Source organism: Roseateles chitinivorans, from assembly GCF_050632235.1.
Classification (GTDB): domain Bacteria; phylum Pseudomonadota; class Gammaproteobacteria; order Burkholderiales; family Burkholderiaceae_C; genus Roseateles; species Roseateles chitinivorans_A.
In genome coordinates this window covers 5,699,967-5,716,609 of sequence record NZ_CP192584.1, presented here as the reverse complement: position 1 = coordinate 5,716,609, position 16,643 = coordinate 5,699,967, and the positions used below count along the sequence as shown (strand labels likewise).

Annotated in this window: 15 protein-coding genes, 2 tRNA genes and 1 pseudogene; 9 read left to right on the top strand and 9 right to left on the bottom strand. The window is 67.8% G+C overall.

From position 1 onward, the window contains the following. Positions 1 to 24: 24 nt before the first annotated feature. From ACQ859_RS26080 to ACQ859_RS26060, 5 genes are all read right to left on the bottom strand, one after another. Positions 25 to 423, bottom strand: coding sequence for a DUF2946 domain-containing protein (locus ACQ859_RS26080; protein WP_431263400.1), 399 nt, complete (start codon positions 421 to 423; stop codon positions 25 to 27). 198 nt (positions 424 to 621) lie between these two features. Beyond that, on the bottom strand, positions 622 to 1,905 hold the full coding sequence (locus ACQ859_RS26075) for a M20 family metallopeptidase (RefSeq protein WP_431263399.1): 1,284 nt from the start codon (positions 1,903 to 1,905) through the stop codon (positions 622 to 624). A gap of 60 nt (positions 1,906 to 1,965) precedes the next feature. Beyond that, entirely contained in the window at positions 1,966 to 3,798 is a 1,833-nt protein-coding gene (gene uraD, locus ACQ859_RS26070) for a 2-oxo-4-hydroxy-4-carboxy-5-ureidoimidazoline decarboxylase (protein WP_431263398.1), read from the bottom strand. 15 nt (positions 3,799 to 3,813) lie between these two features. Continuing rightward, a complete protein-coding gene (puuE, locus tag ACQ859_RS26065) occupies positions 3,814 to 4,770 on the bottom strand; it encodes an allantoinase PuuE (protein ID WP_431263397.1) in 957 nt (318 codons plus the stop codon). Positions 4,771 to 4,845: 75 nt separating this feature from the next. Then, the gene (locus ACQ859_RS26060; protein WP_331615863.1) at positions 4,846 to 5,529 is read right to left on the bottom strand and encodes a GntR family transcriptional regulator; all 684 of its coding nucleotides are present in this window, start codon (positions 5,527 to 5,529) and stop codon (positions 4,846 to 4,848) included. A 134-nt stretch (positions 5,530 to 5,663) separates the two neighbouring features. On the opposite strand from ACQ859_RS26060, the gene uraH reads away from it, so the two are divergent. From uraH to ACQ859_RS26040, 4 genes and pseudogenes are all read left to right on the top strand, one after another. Continuing rightward, positions 5,664 to 6,017, top strand: coding sequence for a hydroxyisourate hydrolase (gene uraH, locus ACQ859_RS26055; protein WP_431263396.1), 354 nt, complete (start codon positions 5,664 to 5,666; stop codon positions 6,015 to 6,017). A 9-nt stretch (positions 6,018 to 6,026) separates the two neighbouring features. Next, positions 6,027 to 6,845 carry a xanthine dehydrogenase accessory protein XdhC gene (gene xdhC / locus ACQ859_RS26050; protein WP_431263395.1) on the top strand — a complete coding sequence of 273 codons (819 nt, stop codon included), beginning with the start codon at positions 6,027 to 6,029 and terminating at the stop codon, positions 6,843 to 6,845. A 181-nt stretch (positions 6,846 to 7,026) separates the two neighbouring features. Then, positions 7,027 to 8,270, top strand: a pseudogene (locus ACQ859_RS26045) (urate hydroxylase PuuD). Continuing rightward, positions 8,267 to 8,854, top strand: coding sequence for a hypothetical protein (locus ACQ859_RS26040; RefSeq protein WP_431263394.1), 588 nt, complete (start codon positions 8,267 to 8,269; stop codon positions 8,852 to 8,854). Before ACQ859_RS26045 ends, ACQ859_RS26040 begins: the two are co-directional and overlap by 4 nt. A gap of 10 nt (positions 8,855 to 8,864) precedes the next feature. Here ACQ859_RS26040 and ACQ859_RS26035 read toward each other — a convergent pair whose 3' ends face one another. After that, entirely contained in the window at positions 8,865 to 9,233 is a 369-nt protein-coding gene (locus ACQ859_RS26035) for a hypothetical protein (protein WP_431263393.1), read from the bottom strand. A 553-nt stretch (positions 9,234 to 9,786) separates the two neighbouring features. On the opposite strand from ACQ859_RS26035, the gene ACQ859_RS26030 reads away from it, so the two are divergent. The 3 genes from ACQ859_RS26030 to ACQ859_RS26020 all read left to right on the top strand — a co-directional run bounded on the left by ACQ859_RS26030 (position 9,787) and on the right by ACQ859_RS26020 (position 10,279). Next, a tRNA-Cys gene (locus ACQ859_RS26030) sits at positions 9,787 to 9,872 on the top strand. An 8-nt stretch (positions 9,873 to 9,880) separates the two neighbouring features. Further along, a tRNA-His gene (locus ACQ859_RS26025) sits at positions 9,881 to 9,957 on the top strand. Between the two features lie 43 nt (positions 9,958 to 10,000). After that, a complete protein-coding gene (locus tag ACQ859_RS26020) occupies positions 10,001 to 10,279 on the top strand; it encodes a hypothetical protein (RefSeq protein WP_431263392.1) in 279 nt (92 codons plus the stop codon). Here ACQ859_RS26020 and ACQ859_RS26015 read toward each other — a convergent pair. Next, positions 10,255 to 10,797: a TetR/AcrR family transcriptional regulator gene (locus ACQ859_RS26015; RefSeq protein ID WP_431263391.1), complete on the bottom strand. Its 543-nt coding sequence runs from the start codon at positions 10,795 to 10,797 to the stop codon at positions 10,255 to 10,257. The genes ACQ859_RS26020 and ACQ859_RS26015 overlap by 25 nt on opposite strands. Before the next feature lie 11 nt (positions 10,798 to 10,808). Here ACQ859_RS26015 and ACQ859_RS26010 point away from each other — a divergent pair, with 11 nt between their 5' ends. Together ACQ859_RS26010 and ACQ859_RS26005 are read left to right on the top strand one after the other, a co-directional pair. Next, positions 10,809 to 11,657: an SDR family oxidoreductase gene (locus tag ACQ859_RS26010; protein WP_431263390.1), complete on the top strand. Its 849-nt coding sequence runs from the start codon at positions 10,809 to 10,811 to the stop codon at positions 11,655 to 11,657. Between the two features lie 92 nt (positions 11,658 to 11,749). Next, entirely contained in the window at positions 11,750 to 12,685 is a 936-nt protein-coding gene (locus ACQ859_RS26005) for a sugar kinase (protein WP_431263389.1), read from the top strand. Positions 12,686 to 12,692: 7 nt separating this feature from the next. Here the strand turns inward: ACQ859_RS26005 and ACQ859_RS26000 are convergent, their stop codons facing one another. Next, positions 12,693 to 13,226 (bottom strand): hypothetical protein, encoded by a 534-nt coding sequence (locus ACQ859_RS26000; protein WP_431263388.1) that lies wholly within the window; start codon positions 13,224 to 13,226, stop codon positions 12,693 to 12,695. A 405-nt stretch (positions 13,227 to 13,631) separates the two neighbouring features. Then, a complete protein-coding gene (locus ACQ859_RS25995) occupies positions 13,632 to 16,622 on the bottom strand; it encodes a TonB-dependent receptor (RefSeq protein WP_431263387.1) in 2,991 nt (996 codons plus the stop codon). Positions 16,623 to 16,643 lie beyond the last annotated feature (21 nt).

The following is a 16,643-nucleotide window of genomic DNA, read 5'->3' as shown; positions in this document are numbered from 1 at the left end:
CGGCTGGGGCCGGTGCGGCTGACTTCAGACCGTCAGAGGGGGCGCTCTCGCCGGCGCGCTGCGCCAGGCATGCGCGGTGACCGTCGCGCTGTAGAAGCGCTCGGGCAGGCCGTGGCGCAGCTCGGTGCGCAAAGGCAGCACCGCAGGGAACGGCGGCAAGGGCAGGGCGTCCTGGTGCAGATGGCAGAACGCACAGTGCTGGAACAGCGCGTGATCCTGATCATCGGCACCGCTGTCCGCCAACCCCGCCCGCAGTTCGGCGGCGCGCGGGCCGACCACGCTGGACCGGCAGATCTGCGTCCAGGGCGCCAGATCCCCGTTCAGCGCCTGCGCCGCCATCGACGCCGCAGGCAGCAGCGCCGCCAGCCAGAAGACCAGGACGGCCATCCAGCGGACGAAAACGGTGGGGGAATGCAGGCGCATGACGGGGCGCATTCTAGGGCGGGCGCGCGAAGCAGGCATGGCCGGGGCCGGCGGCTCGCGCCTCGCGAGGTCGCGCCAACTCGTTCCGTTCACCTGCGGCTCACTGCACTCGGACAGACGGCGCTCAAGTCAGTCTTGAACGCTCGGCTTCGCCGCCGGCCCCGGCCATGCCCGCTTCGCGTTCGACGAGTGGAGCGATCAGGCAGGCGTCAACAAGTCCAGCAGCGTGCGTGCGACGACCTTGGTCGCCCGGCGCAGATCGTCCAGCTCGACACGCTCGTCCGAGCGCTTGGCATGCGACTCGAGGACGGTGCGCGGGCCGGCACCGTAGATCGCCGCAGGAATGCCGTGCTCGCCGTAGAGACGCACGTCCGTGTAGAGCGGTGTGCCCGAGGTCGGGATCGGCTCGCCGAATACAGCCTCGCCATGGCGCTGCAGCGCCTCCACGAGCGGAAGATTGCCCGGCAGCGGCTGGAGCGCGCGTGCCAGCAGCAGCCGCTTCACGTCGACCGTGATGCCGGGGAACGACGCCGCCGCTTGCGCGATGGTGTCGCGGATCTCGGCCTCGACGGCGATCGGGTCCTCTTCCGGAATCATCCGGCGGTCGAGCTTCAACGTCACCTTGCCCGGCACGACGTTGGTGTTGGTGCCGCCCTCGATGCGGCCGACGTTCAGGTAGGGATGTTTGATGCCTTCGACCTTGGACGTGACCTTGCGGTAGTCGGCGTTGCGCGCGTAGAGCGCGCTCAGGATGACGACCGCCCCCTGCAGCGCATCGATGCCGGTGTCCGGGATCGCGGCGTGCGCCATCTTGCCGTGGACCGTCACCTCCATCTGCAGGCAGCCGTTGTGCGCGGTGACGACCTGGTAGCTGAAGCCGGCCGCGAGCAGCAGATCGGGTTTCGTCAGTCCTTGCTGCAGCAGCCAGCCGGGACCGAGTTCACCACCGAATTCCTCGTCGTAGGTGAAGTGCAGCTCGACGCCACCGTTCAACGCGGCGCCCTGCGCGTGCAGCGCTTCCACCGCGCGCAGCGCGAAGGTGTAGGTCGAGAAGTCGCTCTTGCTGACGGCGGACGCGCGCCCGAAGAGCTGGCCGTCGACCACCTCGCCGCCATAGGGATCGTGTGTCCAGCCGTCGCCCGGCGGAACCACGTCGCCATGGGCGTTCAGCGCGATCACGGGGCCGGCGCTTCCAGTGCTCGTGCCCCCGTCTTCCGCGCCGAAGCGGCGTCGCACGATCAGGTTGGTCAGCGATTCGAGCCCGTACTCGCGCACCTGCGCCTGTGGCACCACATGCTTCTCTGCGACGTACCCCATCTCGGCGAGCAGGTCGGCCGTGCGCTCGGCATGCGGCGCGTTGTTGCCGGGCGGCGTGTCGGTGGGCACGCGCACCAGCGCCTGCAGGTAGCGGACCTGTTCGTCGAAGTGGGCGTCGATCCAGGCGTCGAGCGCGTCGTAGGAAGACGGGGCGGAAGCGGTCATGAGGCGTTCATCCAGGAAATCGTGATCCGGCGGATCGGAGTCGGACAGGTCGCGCGGCGTTCACAGCCGGTCGAGCAGCGCGAGGAAGGCCTGCACGCAGAGTTCGGTGTCGTCGTTGCTGATCGCTTCGAGCGGGTTGTGGCTGATGCCGAGGTTCAGGCCGCGCTGGAACAGCATGGCCTGTGGCATCGCCTGATGCAGCTTCATCGCGTCGTGGCCGGCGCCCGAGGGCATCCGGTGCACGGGCAGCCCCAGCGCGTCGACGGCCGATTCCCAGAGCGACTGCCATGCGGCGTCGCTGGGCGCGGCGGCGGCGGCTTCGGTGCGCTCCAGGGTGAAGCTGACACCGCGACGTTCGCAGATCTCGGCGAGCCGGGCGCGCACGTCGGCGTCGAGCGCGTCGCGCGCGGCGTCGGTCGTCGCGCGCAGGTCGAGGCTGAACCGGCAGCGGCCCGGGATGACGTTGATGGAGCCGTTGGGGACCTGCAGTTGCCCGACGGTGCCGACGACCTCGGGCACGGCGCCGGCGCGTTCCTCGACGTAGAGGATCAACTCCGCCACCGCCGCGGCGGCGTCACGCCGGCGGTCCATCGGCGTCGTGCCGGCGTGCGAGGCCAGCCCGCGCACTTCGCCGACATAGCGCAGGCTGCCGTTGATCGAGGTGACGATGCCCAGCGGCAGGTCGAGCTCGTTGAGGACGGGGCCCTGCTCGATGTGGACCTCGATGAAGCCGAGGTAGCGCGCGGGATCCCGCTGCAGCGCCTGGATCGCGTCCATCGTGCCGGGCAGGCCGGCGTCGCGCATCAGGTCGCGAAGCACGACACCGTCGCCATCGGCCTGATCGAGCCAGTCCGGGTCGAAGCGGCCGACCAACGCACTGGAACCGAGGAAGGTCGCCTTGTAGCGCTGGCCTTCCTCCTCGGAGAAACCGATCAGCTCGATGCCGTGCTTGAGCCGGCGACCTTGGCGTTTGAGTTCGCGCACGCAGGCCATCGGCACGAAGATGCCGAGGCGTCCGTCGTACTTGCCGCCGTTGCGGACGGTGTCGTAGTGGCTGCCGGTCAGCAGCCGGGGAGGCTCGCCCGCCTGTCCGTCCGGCTTGTCGTGGTCCTCGCCGTGATAGACGCCGACGACGTTGCCGACCGCATCGATGCCGACCTCGTCGAAGCCGCACTCGCGCATCCAGTCCGCGAGTTGCGCTGCAGCGGCGCGGTGGGCCTCGGTCAGGTAGAGGACGGTGAGCTGGCCGTTCTCCGCGAAGCCCGGATCGGAGAATCGCGCCAACGACTCCGCCCAGTCCCAGACCTGGTTGCCGAGCGTCGGCGTCACGCCGAACTTGTCGTTCAGGCGGATCTCCGCGATGCGGTGGATGTTGCGCAGGCACTCGGCGCGCTCGATGTCCGGGTGCGCATTCAGGCGCCGCGCGAAGGTGTCGATGATCTGCTGCCGCGTCAGGCCGTCGCCCCGCGGGCCGCGGACGGCGAGGATGAACGGCCACCCGAAGCGCGCGTTGTAGTCGGTGTTCAGCTGCTGCAGCCGGGCGAACTCCTCTGGTGTGCAATCGGTGAGGCCGGCCTTGCTCTGTTCGTTCGTGGATTCGGCCGTCAGCGACCTGGCGACCATCGCTTTGCCGGCGAGTTCCGGATGCGCTCGGATCAGGCCGACCTGTTCGTCGAGCGCGGCCTCGCGCACGACGGTGGCCATCGCATGCTTCAGCGCCGCGAGGCTCGCGAAGCCGCCGGCGGCGCGACCCGCGAACGCGCGTCGCGCGATCCATGGCGAGTGTTCGTAGACGCCGTCCAGCAACGCGACGAAGGCGTCTTCGTCGGCGGCGTTCAACGTGGCGAGGGCCAGGGCCGGCAAGGGCGGGGATGTTGGCGAGGAGGTGCTCATCGATAGCTCAGCGATTCAGCCCCACACGAAGGCCTTGTCCGCATCGAACGGATGCGTGGCGCGCCAGTGGCGGGCGATGTCGACGCGCCGGGCGACCCAGACGCGGTCGTGTTTCTCGACGTGGTCGAGGAAGCGCTGCAGGGCGCGCATCCGGCCCGGCCGGCCGAGCAGGCGGCAGTGCATGCCGATGCTCATCATCTTCGGGGCCTCGGCGCCCTCGGCGTAGAGCACGTCGAAGGTGTCGCGCAGGTACTCGAAGAACTCGTCGCCGTGGCTGAAGCCCTGCGGCAGCGCGAAGCGCATGTCGTTGCAGTCCAGCGTGTAGGGCACCACCAGATGCGGTGTCAGCGCGCCGTCGGTCTTGCGGACGTTGAGCCAGAACGGCAGGTCGTCGCCGTAGTAGTCGCTGTCGTATTCGAAGCCGCCGAAGTCGGCGACCAGCCGCCGCGTGTGGGGGCTGTCGCGGCCGGTGTACCAGCCCGACGGGCGCTCGCCGGTCAGCTGCTGGATGATGTCCATGCCGATGTCCATGTGCTGGCGCTCGATCGCTTCGTCGACGCCCTGGTAATGGATCCACCGCCAGCCGTGGCACGCGATCTCGTGGTTCAGCTCGACGAAGGCCTTCGTCAGCTCGGGATGCCGCTCCAGCGCCATCGACACGCCGAAGACCGTCAGCGGCAGCGCGCGTTTCTCGAATTCACGCAGCAGCCGCCACACGCCGGCGCGCGAGCCGTATTCGTAGATGCCCTCCATGCTCAGGTGGCGCGCGGGGAAGGCCGGCGGGTTGAACATCTCGGACAGGAACTGCTCGCTGCCGGCGTCGCCGTGCAGCACCGAGTTCTCGCCGCCTTCCTCGTAGTTGAGGACGAACTGCACGGCGATGCGCGCCTGGCCGGGCCACTGCGCGTGTGGCGGATGCTCGCCGTAGCCGACGAGGTCGCGGGGATATCCGGGGGAGACGACGGGCTTCATGCGGCGGACTTCATGGCGGTGTCGAAGGAATGTCGGGAGGCGCGTCGGCGGACGTGTCGAGGGAGGGCGGCCGCATCAGCGCTGCAGGACCGACTTCAGGTCCTGCACGCGCGGATCGAGCCGCAGGTTGGCCTCGACGTTGCCGAGGTGCGCATCGAGCAGCTTCAGCGCCGCGCGCTTGTCGCGGGCCTCGAGCGCGTCGACGATGGCGTCGTGCTCGGCCTGCGATTCGGCGGCGGAATGGGAGCTCTGGTACATCAGCGCGATCAGCGAGCTGCGCGAGAGCAGGTCGGTCAGCAGCTGCGCCAGCACCTCGTTGCCTTGCATGCGGGCGAGCACGACGTGGAAGTCCGCCAGCAGCCGCGTGCGGCCGGGGACGTCGGTGCGGGCGACGGCTTCGCGCTCCTGCTTCAGATGGGCGCGCAGCTGCTTGATCTGCGCGGGAGTGATGCGCTGGCAGAGGTCGGCGAGCATCGCCGCCTCCAGCATCTTGCGCACCTCGAAGACCTGGCGGGCCTCCTCGACGCTGGGCTGGGCGACGAAGGCGCCGCGCGCCGGCTCCAGCCGCACGAGCCGGTCGCGGCTGAGCTGGTTCAGCGCCTGCCGCACCAGCGTGCGCGAGCACTCGAAGATGTCCGCCAGTTGCTGCTCGACCAGCTTGGTGCCCGGCATCAGCCGGCGCTCGACGATCGCCTGCGTGATGGCGGCCGTGATGCGTCCGGTGACGGATGCGCTGGCGTCGAGGTCCCGGGCGTTCATGGCGGAGTGGGTGACGGACGGAGAGGGCGTGGCGGACGCGGCCAACGGCGCGAGGCCGTGTGGATGCGGGTGTGCAGTGTGTTCGGGAGTGTATACACTTTGTGCTTTCATTCCCTCTTTCACCGAAGGCGCCGATGGGCAAGCTCACGACTCACGTCCTCGACACCATGCACGGCAGCCCGGCCGCCGGCATGGCCGTCCGGCTGTACCGGATCGAGTCCGGCGAGCCGCGCCTGCTGCAGGCGCTGACGCTGAACGCCGACGGGCGGGCGGACGGTCCCTTGCTGGAGGGCGCGGCGCTGCAGGTCGGCCGCTACCGGCTGGTCTTCGCGGTGGCGGAGTACTTCCGCAGCCGGCGCGTGACGTTGCCGGAGCCGGCGTTCCTGGACGAGGTGCCGCTGGACTTCGGGATCGCGGACCCGGGCGCGCACTATCACGTGCCGCTGCTGGCCAGCCCCTGGTCGTATTCGACCTACCGGGGCAGCTGAGGTCCTCGCATGCGCGCCTGGCAGACGCTGGCCCTGAGACTCGCGCGCGAGCCGGCGGTGCTGGTGCGCGTGGACGAGCTGCAGGGCAGCGGCCCGCGGGAGGTCGGCGCGTGGATGGCGGTGACCGCCTCCGATGTCGTGAACACGATCGGCGGCGGACAGCTCGAATTCGACGCGATCGCGAAGGCGCGAGCGGCGTTGGCCGCGGGACGCGTCATGGAGGCGCGTCAGCGCTTCGCGCTCGGCCCCTCGCTGGGGCAGTGCTGCGGTGGCGTCGTGTGGCTGAACTTCGCATGGTTGGACGCGCAGTCCATCGCCGGCTTGGCCGATCGCCTCGGCGACCAGCGCGAATGGCGGCGCATTGCGCTGTTCGGCGGCGGGCACGTGGGTCGGGCGATCGTCGACCTGCTGTCGAAGCTGCCGGCGACCGTGCACTGGATCGACAGCCGCGAGGGCATGTTCCCGGAGCCGTTGCCGGACAACGTCCGCGCCGAGCAGTCCGAGCCTGTGCAGGGCGCGGTGCCGACGCTGGCCGCGGGCTCGCATGTGCTGATCATGAGCTTCAGCCATGCGGAGGACCTCGACATCCTCGCCAGTTGCCTGAAGCGCCAACGCGAGTCGCAGGATCTGCCGTACATCGGCCTGATCGGCAGCAAGAGCAAGTGGGCGACGTTCCGCCACCGCCTTGAGGCACGAGGCTTCACACCCGCCGAGCTGGCGCACGTCACCTGCCCGATCGGCATTCCCGGCATCCCTGGCAAGCAGCCCGAGATGGTGGCGCTGTCGGTTGTTGCGCAAGCGATGCAACAACCCGACGAACCACGGTGAAACTCCCTCTCCCGCTTGCGGGAGAGGGCGGGGGTGAGGGCCCGCGGCCGTCGCAGTCCGCAAGCCAAACTGTATACACTTCACTCCTCAACGTCGCCGCGGCGCCCCGGTTTTCTCAGCGCGACGCTTGCCGGTTCACAGCGCCCGCAGTGGTGGTCCGGATCTTGCACGACGTTCGTTGATGGACAGCTACCTGCTCGACTGGGCCAATTTGCTGCTGCGCTGGCTGCACGTGATCGTGGCCATCGCCTGGATCGGCGCCTCGTTCTATTTCGTCTGGCTGGACAACCATCTGGTGAAGCCGCAGGCCGAGGACTTGAAGTCCAAGGGCGTGGACGGTGAACTGTGGGCGGTGCACGGCGGCGGCTTCTACAACCCGCAGAAGTACATGGTCGCGCCGGCCAACCTGCCGCAGCACCTGCACTGGTTCTACTGGGAGAGCTACTGGACGTGGATGAGCGGTTTCGCGCTCTTCGCGCTGCTGTACCTCTTCAACGCCGACACCTACCTGATCGACAAGCGTGTCTTCGACTGGAGCGCGCCCGCGGCGATCTCAGGAGCGCTTGGCTTCCTGGCGGGCGGCTGGATCGTCTACGACCAGATCTGCCGGCGCTTCGGCCGCAAAACCGACGGCTCGATCGGCAACGACGGTGTGGTGCTCGGCCTGATCGCGGTGGCCGTCGTGGCGGCGGCCTGGGGGCCAGCCAGCTCTTCGCGGGCCGCGCGGCCTTCCTGATCACCGGCGCCATGATCGCCACGATGATGAGCGCGAACGTCTTCTTCTGGATCATCCCGGGCCAGAAGCAGGTCATCGCCGACATGCGGGCGGGGCGGCCGGTGGACCCGGTCCACGGCCAGCGCGGCAAGCAACGCAGCGTGCACAACACCTACTTCACGCTGCCGGTGCTGATTGCGATGCTGTCCAACCACTACGGCATGCTCTACAGCCACTCGCAGAACTGGCTGGTGCTGGTGATGCTGATGGCCGCGGGCGCGCTGGTGCGCACCTGGTTCGTGAAGCGCCACAAGGGCATCGATGCCTGGCCGCTGCTGGTGGCGGTGGTGATGCTGCTGGCGGTCCTGATCGCGTGGCTGGCACCTCAGCCGGCGACGGTGCCCGTCACGATGGCACCGGCAACGTCGTCTGCAACACCTGGCCCCGGCGCCACCGCGGCGTTGGGCGATCCGGCCGAAGTGTCCTTCGAGCAGGTGAAGACGATCGTCAACGCCCGGTGCCTCGCGTGCCACAACGCGGCGCTCGCGCCCAAGCGCATCCAGTTCCACGAGCCGCAGATGATCGAGCAGCATGCGGCCGAGATCTACCAGCAGGTCGTGGTGCAGAAGACCATGCCGCTGAACAACGCGACCGGCATCACCGACGAGGAGCGGGCGGCGTTGGGGCGGTGGTTCAAGGCGAGGCAGTGAAGATGCGTGTCCAGGACGATCCCAGCCTGCGTCCGCGCTTCATCCGGATGGAGGACCTGGAGGCTGAGATTGCGCGGGCGGGCGGCCACCGGGAAGGCCGCCCCGACGACCGCATGCCCGTGCATTTCGAGCACAACGAGTCTCTGGCCTTGATCTGCACGGTCCATCGCGATGGCGGCATCGACATGGTGCGATGGGGCGAGATCCCTTGGGATGCTGATGAATACGAAGACCTTCTCACCCGCGCCTTCAACCGTTTCGCCGCGACGTTGTCGGGCACTGAACCGGAGCGGATCGCTTCGGCATCGGGTCTGACGTACCGCGTGACTTTGCGTGACCCGCACGATTCGCTGTTGCTGCTGGTCGGGACGACGTGGCGGAGATGGACGGTGGAATGCCGCGGAGAACTCCTTGCGGCAGTCCCGGCTCATGACGTCCTGCTGATTGCGGACGCTGGCGTGCCCGGAGCCCGTGAGGAGCTTGCGATGCTGAGCGCGGAGTACTTTCGAACGTCGGCGCATCCGCTGTCGGAGCGCACGATGTTTCGCAACCAGCACCATTTTGGCGAGTCCGGGCGACGTTGACGACGCCTGGCTAGACCGTCCAGGTCTTGAGCAGCTGGCGAAGCTTCTTCCGCCCATCGCTGTTGGTCTCCCGATAGGTCTTGAGCGCCAACGCGACGAACTGCTGCTCGGCCTGGCTCATGCCTTTCGGCGCGCGCTCCTCGTCGAGCCAACCAGATGGATGTCCGCAGCGGTCTTCGAACTGCCGCGCGAGCTTGTCGCCGATCGGGCGTTCGCCGGACTTGGCCATGCTCCAGGTGGCGCGGCTGACCTCGAGCTTCTCGGCAAACGCCGCTTCAAGCCCCTTCGGCGATCCGCCGGTGGAGATGCTCTGCTCGACGAACTCCTGGAACAGGGACAGGACGTTCTGGCGTCGGAGGGTCGAAGTGGGCGTGGTCACGTGGCGATGTGAAAAGTATTCACAAATTCTAGTTGACGTCGATGTGAACGGTGTTCACAATCTGCTTCATTCCAGAACAACGGAACGGGTCTCCGACCCGCTCCACCCCAGAAGTCGATCCGAAGCCCATCTGAAGTCAAGAGCTGATCATGAACCGCGCCATCGCCCTCCAGACCAACGCACTGCCTGCCGGCGGTGTGGCTGTGTCCCTGGTGAGCGCGCATCACCGCTGCTGTCATTGCCATGCAACCGAAGGCCATCGTCATTGGATGGCAGGTGCGGATGACGGGGCGGATCACTCAGCGCGCAAGGCTTAGCCGACAGGCGCGCACGATTCGCAGGACTCGAAAGAGGCCCGGATTCCGCAAGGATCCGGGCTTTTTTGTTTCCGTTTTCCGTTCTTCTTCTCTCGGGTGTGTCCGTGCACAAGCGGCGGGCCGGCTCGACGTGCATGTGTGCCGACGCGGCCGCGCCGGCATGCAGCGAGACGCACCGTGCAGACGGCCGGGCTCGCGTGCGGACACAGCCGAGAGAGGACATCTCACGCATTCATCTCGACGTAGCCAAGAGGTTCAAGGCGACGGATTGCAAATCCGTTGGCGCAAGCCGTCCCCGGTTCGAATCCGGGCGTCGAGTCCAGTTCAAGGGTGGCCGTAGCGCAGTTGGTCAGCGCGCCGGGTTGTGGCCCCGGAGGCCGTCGGTTCGATCCCGACCGGTCACCCCATTCCATTCATCAGCGAGGGAAACCCCTCGGTTGAAGCCTCGCGGTGCGTCTCGATCTGCGCGCCATGTTCTTCTTCCGCCACCCCAAGCCCGTCGTCGATCGACGCCCCGTCGCGGAGCACTCGGTGCAGGTCGAGGCGCGGGATCTGCCCATGCTGGTCGAGCTGAAGGAGATCCCGAAGCCGGAGCTTTCAGTCCGCGCCGTCTGCGGCAGCCCCGGTGATCCAGAGCTTCAGGCCGAGATCGAATCCGGCGGAAGGCTTGGCGCCGCCAAGGACGCCAGCCCGTTCCAGCACCGTCATGCCGTGAAGAAACGCCCATAGGGCCACGGCGGCCTCCGCGGCGCGCTCCTCGCCGTACAGCCGCGCCACCTGGGCGACGACGAACCGCCAGCTCTGACTGTGCGCCGCGGCATCCCCTCGACATTGGACGGATGCAGCGTGGTCGCGAAAGCGTGCGGGCTCTCCCGTGCGAACCGGAGATACGCCTGCGCGATGGCCCGGATCGCCTCGCTGGGACCCTTGCGGCCGACCCCTGCCTGCATCGCCGACAGCAGGCGTCGCTGGCTCTCCTCCGACACCGCGCCCCGGAGGTCGGAAAGACTGCCGAAGTATCGGTAGAGCGCATTGGGCGCAATGCCCAGCTTGGTCGCCACGCCTCGTATCGACAGGGCGTCGGCGCCTTCTTCTTCGGCTTGCTGCATCGCGGCTGCCAGGATGGCTTCGCGGTCTGTCTTGGCTGGATATGGCACGAGAACATCGTACATCTTGACCAACTGGCCTAAAAATGTACTATGTCCACCTTCATGATTGACAATGTACACCTTGAAGGGGAACTGCAATGACTTCAGACGTGATCCTCGTCACCGGTGCGTCCTCCGGGATCGGGCGCGCCACCGTGGAAGTACTGTTGGAAGCCGGTTATCGCGTCTTCGGATCGCTGCGCAGCGACGCCGACGCGAAGCGGGCCCAGGCCGAGTTGGGGGCGCGGTTCACGCCGCTGCTCATGGATGTCACGGATGAAGCGTCCGTGAGGGCGTGCGCCGACGAGCTGCGCGATCAACTAGGTGGCATGACCTTGCGCGGGCTCGTCAACAACGCCGGCTTCTGCGTGGTGGGCCCGCTGCTCCACCAGCCGATCGAGGACATGCGCCGGCAGCTGGAGATCAACACCTTGGGCCCCGTCATCGTGACCCAGGCATTCGCTCCCTTGCTCGGCGTCGACCGGGCGCTGAAGGGCAAGCCCGGCCGCATCGTCAACATCAGCTCGGTCGGCGGCCGCTTCGGCGCGCCGTTCCTCGGGGCCTATGCCGGATCCAAGCATGCGCTCGAGGGCATGACCGAGTCGCTGCGTCGCGAACTGCAGCTCTACGGGATCGACGCGATCCTGATCGAGCCTGGCTACGTGAATACGCCGATCCTGGACAAGGCCCTGGCCGAGGACTACAGCCAGTACCGCCACACCGATTACGCAGCGGCGATGGAACGCTTCCGGGTCGGGTTCGTGGCCGAGGGCAGGAAGGGCCTGCACCCGCGCGTCATCGGGCAGGCGGTGTTGACCGCCCTCACGAGCACCAGTCCCAAGGTCAACTACACCGTCGTGAAGCAGAAGTTGAAGAACTGGACGATTCCGATGGCGCTGCCCAAGCGCACTGTCGATGCGGCCATCGGCAAGCAGCTCGGTCTGTTGGTGAAGCGATGAGGCCTCGCTAGGGTCACTCCGGTGGCGCTCGACGCCTCTGGAAATCAGAATCCAAAACAGCGTTTCAAAACTGAGAAACGAAGAGGATTCCGATGACCAAGCGCGTGGCCGTGATCGGCGAATGCATGCTGGAGCTCAAGGGCGAGGCCTTCGGCGCGATGACGCTGGGCTACGGCGGCGATACCTTCAACACCGCCGTCTATCTGCGTCGTTGCGGCGCGGCGGCGGGGCTGGAGGTGGCGTATGCCACCGCTGTCGGCGAGGACGGTCTCAGCAGCGGCCTGCTTGAACGGTGGCGAGAGCAGGGCATCGATACGCGCCTGGTGAGGCGGCTCCCGGGGCGCATGCCCGGGCTGTACATGATCGAGGTCGATGGCCGTGGCGAGCGCAGCTTCCACTACTGGCGTGACACCGCGGCGGCGAAGGCGTACTTCGATGTCGAGCGCACGCCGCTGGAGGCGCATGCGGGTGGGTTCGACGCGCTTTATCTCAGCGGCATCACGCTCGCGATCCTGCCGCCCGCCGGGCGTGAGCGCCTCTATGCGCTCATGGCCGCGATGCGCGAGCGCGGCGCCCACGTCGTCTTCGACAACAACTACCGGCCTCGCTTGTGGGTGGACCGCCAAGCGGCGCGTGTCGAGTTCGAGCGGGCGTTCTCGCTCGCCACGATCGCGCTCGTGACGGCGGACGACCATCAGGCGCTGATGGACCTGCCGGACCTCGACGCGGCCATCGCGCATGCGAAAGCCTTGGCGGCGCCCGAGGTGCTGATCAAACGCGGCGCGTCATCGACGCTCGTGCGTGCCGTCGATGGACACGGACGTTGGCTCGAAGCGCCGACGCAATGGGTCGAGCGCGTCGTCGATACCACCGCGGCGGGAGATTCGTTCGCCGGCGGCTACCTGGCGCGTCGGCTCTCGGGACACGATGCCGTCAGTGCGGCGACGCATGGCAATCGAGTCGCATCACGCGTGATCGGATATCCCGGCGCGATCATTCCCGCCGAGGCCATGGCGGACCTGCTCTGACCTCTGCTCAGCGCATCCAGCGCTTGAGCTCGGGCATCACCACGACCAGTTGCCCGGCGACCATCGCCGAGAACACCTGTGCGCCCTTGGCACCGAGGTGCGTGCGGTCGAACACGGGGTTCGAGGCGCCCGCGCGATCGGGCGCGGACGCGGCCTGCGCAGGGGCGTCGATGGGCTTGGGCGCCATCGCCAGCGTGTCGGCCTCGGTTTCGCCCATGGCCTGGACGGCCGCGTGACTGATCGCGTTCAGGTCGAGCAACGGGACCCGGTGCTCTGCGCTGACGCGGATCGTCGCGTCGGTCCAGGGGCGCAGGGTGTTCTCGAGCTGGCCCTGCGCGTCGAAGCTGCGGCGCGTGAGCGGCGTGATCATCACCAGCCGCGCGCCGGTCGGCGCGACGTCGTCGATGTAGCCGGCCAGGTTGACGGGGAACTCCGTCTGCAGGTCGGTGGACCGGCCCGGCTTGCCGGGCTGGTCGTTGTGGCCGAACTGCATCAGCACGACGTCGGCCTGGCCCGCGGGCCGATCGCGCAGCAACGTCATGATCTGACCCCAGAGGCCTTCGGCGCGGAAGCTCTTCGTGCTGCGCCCCCTTGGCGAGGTTGAGGCAGGTGACCTCCGGCTTGAAGCGTGCGCAGAGCGCGTCGCCATAGCCGCTCTTCCTGGCCATCGTCGAATCGCCGACGAGGATGACGCGCAACGACGATGCCGTCTCCTGCGCATGCGCGGCGCCGGCCACAAGGACCAGCGCTGCGAGCCATGATGTCTTCATGAGTTCTCCGTGGTGATGCGACCGGAATGGGGCTTGGGGTTCCCGGAGGGAGGCCCCATGCCCCGTGGAGAGTCGGCGCTCATCCTCACGCAGTCGTTCGCTGAACCTGCCCGGCGCTGCGAAAGGAAATGGGGTCGAGCGTCACCGCCCGACCCCTTGCCGTCAAGCAAGCAAACTCAGAACTTGTAGCTTGCTCCCAAGAGGTATTCCCGTCCCGTCACGTGATAGACGACCGGGCTGTTGCGGGCCCTGGAGATGAACTGGTCGTTCGCCTCGTTGGTCAGGTTGACGCCTTCCAGGGTGATGGTGAGGTGGTCGTTGACCTTGTAGGAGATGGACGCGTCCACATTGAGCGTGGCGTTCTTCCCTTCGACGTCGTTGTTGTTCTGTCCCGGCACGCGCGTGAGGAACGACGACCGCTTGGACGCCGACACCCGCGCGCTGAAGGTGTTGTCGTCGTAGTACAGCGTGGCGTTCCACGACTTCGGCGACATGTTGAGCAGGTCGTCGGTGATGGTGGTGTTGCTGGTCGGCGAGATCAGGTAGGTGATCTTGGACTTCACGTAGGTGTAGTTGAGCACCGTGCCGAAGTTCTTGCCCCAGCTGGGCAGGAAGGTGAACGGCTGCTGGTAGTTCAGCTCGATGCCGCGCAGCTTGCCCCCGGGGGTGTTGATCGGCGTCGTGAGCTGGAACACCTCCTCGCCGGTGAAGTTGGACGGCAGCAGCGACATCGGCAGCCCCGTCTGGTTGTACGGCGCGTTGGTGCGCAGGCTCTGGATGTAGGTGTCGATGTTCTTCTGGAACAGGCCCACGCCGATGAAGGCGTTGCGGCCGAAGTACCACTCCAGGCTGCCGTCGAAGGTCTTCGCGCGGAAGGGCTTCAGGTACGGGTTGCCGGTGGTGATCGACAGCGTGCCCGTCGTGCTGATGGTGCCGCCCGGGTTCAGGTTGCCGAGTTGCGGACGCGCCATCACCTTGGCCGCGGCGAAGCGCGCGATCAGGTCCTTGGTCAGGTTGGCCGAGAGGTTCAGCGCCGGCAGCCAGTCCTTGTACTTCTGCCCGATCACGACCTCGGTGCCGCCGCCGGTGGCCAGGTAGCCGGTGGCGTCCTGCTCGGTGACGACGTAGCGCACGCCGACGTTGCCCTGCATGCGCAGGCCGAGCAGGCGCCCCTCGAAGTCCGCCTGGACGAAGCCGCCGCGGTCCTTCTCGACCACCGCGCGGTTGTTGCCGCGCGCGTTGCCGTTGGTGGTCGAGGACAGCGTGTAGTCGCCCGGGCCGCCGGCGGGACCGCTCTTGATGCAGTTGCAGTAGATGTCGTAGGCCGCGGCGATCGCGTTGAGGTCGGGGATGACCCACGAGGTCGGCGTGCCCTCCGGCAGGCTGAGCCCGCGACCGAAGCCGGTCAGCATCTTCGTCAGCACGCCCGATCCCGCCGCCGGCGAGAAGATCGTGTCGTTCTGGTTGATGCGGCGGAATTCGTAGGTGTCGAAGCTGTACTTCTTGTAGTCGAAGCCGGCCTTCAGCGTCAGCGTGTCCGGCATCACTTCCCACGCCAGGTCCAGATGCCCGATGTCGTTGACGTTGTTGGCGCCTTGCGGCCGGATGCGGATCTCGCTGGTGGTCGTGTTGGTGACTGTCGTCGGCTGCGTGCCCGTGGTGACCTGCGGCACGCCGACGATCTGCAGCGCGCCGTTCTGCGCCGTCGGATCGAAGGGGTACTTGATCACCGGCAGCCGGTCGTTGTTGCGGAAGTCCAGCGTGTAGCCGTTGACGTTCAGCGCGTCCAGCGTGACCGTCGTCTGCACCGGGTTGCGGAACTTGGAGTCGGCCCGGCCCACCTTCGCGTTGAGCTTGAGGTGGTCGGTGAGGTCCTGCTCCAGCGTCAGGCTGGGCTGCTTGAAGGTGGTCGAGAGCTCGTCGTAACGCGACTCGGCGCGGATGTCGACGCCGTTGAACACGCCGTACTGGAGCGCGCCGTTGGGCGCGTACTGCGCCTCGACCACGCTGGTCTGCGGCTTGCCGCCCTGGCTCGCCGTGCGGCTGAAGGAGATCGCCTCGAGGAAGTCCTCGCGCCGCGTCGCGTCGAGCTTCGAGTACAGCATGTCGAAGGTCAGCAGCGTGCGGTCCGTCGGCCGGAACTGGATCGAGCCGGTCAGGCCCAGCCGGTCCTGGTCATGCGAGAGCCGGCCGTAGCGCGGCAGGCGCGGGTGGAAGTTGTCGGCGCTGCTGGCCGCGTTGTAGGCCGCGGTCGCCCCGGCGGAAGCGGGCAGGCGCGGCACGCCCTGTGCGGCCGGTCCGCAGTTGGCGGCGGTGGTCGTCGGATTCGCCGGGGTCACGCCTTGCGGCGAGCACCAGCCGCCGGAGGAGGGCCCGTTGTCCCAGCGCACCGTCGAGAAGCCTTCCTCGAAGAGGCGGCGCTTCGAGTACGCGCCCGAGACCAGCACGCCGAGCTTCTTGTCGAGGAACACGTCGCTCAACAGGAAGGCCGCGCGCGGATCGGTCTCGCGCGCCAGGTCGTTGTAGCGGCCCTTCACCGAGGCGGCGATGACGCGCTTGTTGAAGTCGAAGGGACGCGCGGCCTGCAGGTCCACCGTCGCGCCGAGGGAGCCTTCGTCCACTTCGGCCGAGCTGCTCTTGCGCACGGTGATCGTGTTGAAGAGCTCGGCGGCGAAGACGTTGAAGTCGAAGCCGCGCGAGCGGTTCGCGCCGCCGGAGCTGTCGGTGCCGCCGGTCGTGGCGAGCGCCTCGATGCCGTTGATGCGCACGCGCGTGAAGTCCGCGCCCAGGCCGCGCACGGTGATGTTGCGGCCTTCGCCGGCGTCGCGGTCGATCACGACGCCCGGGATGCGCTGCAGCGATTCGGCCAGGTTGGTGTCGGGGAACTTGGCGATGTCCTCCGCCTTGATCACGTCGACGATGCCCTTGTCCTGGCGCTTGGCGTTCAGCGCGCTCTCCAGCGAGGCGCGGATGCCGGTGACCACCACGGTGTCCAGCGACTTGTCGGCGGCGGGGCCTGACGGCGCGGGCGCCGGCGCGGCGGCAGCGGCAGAAGCGGCGGTGGCCGGCGCGGGGGCGGCCTGCTCCTGGCTCCAGGCCGGCAACGACAGCGTTGCGGTGCCCAGCAGGCAGGCGGCGAGGCGGGTCAGCCGAGGGGTCGACGCCACGGGCACGGCCCGTGATGCCCG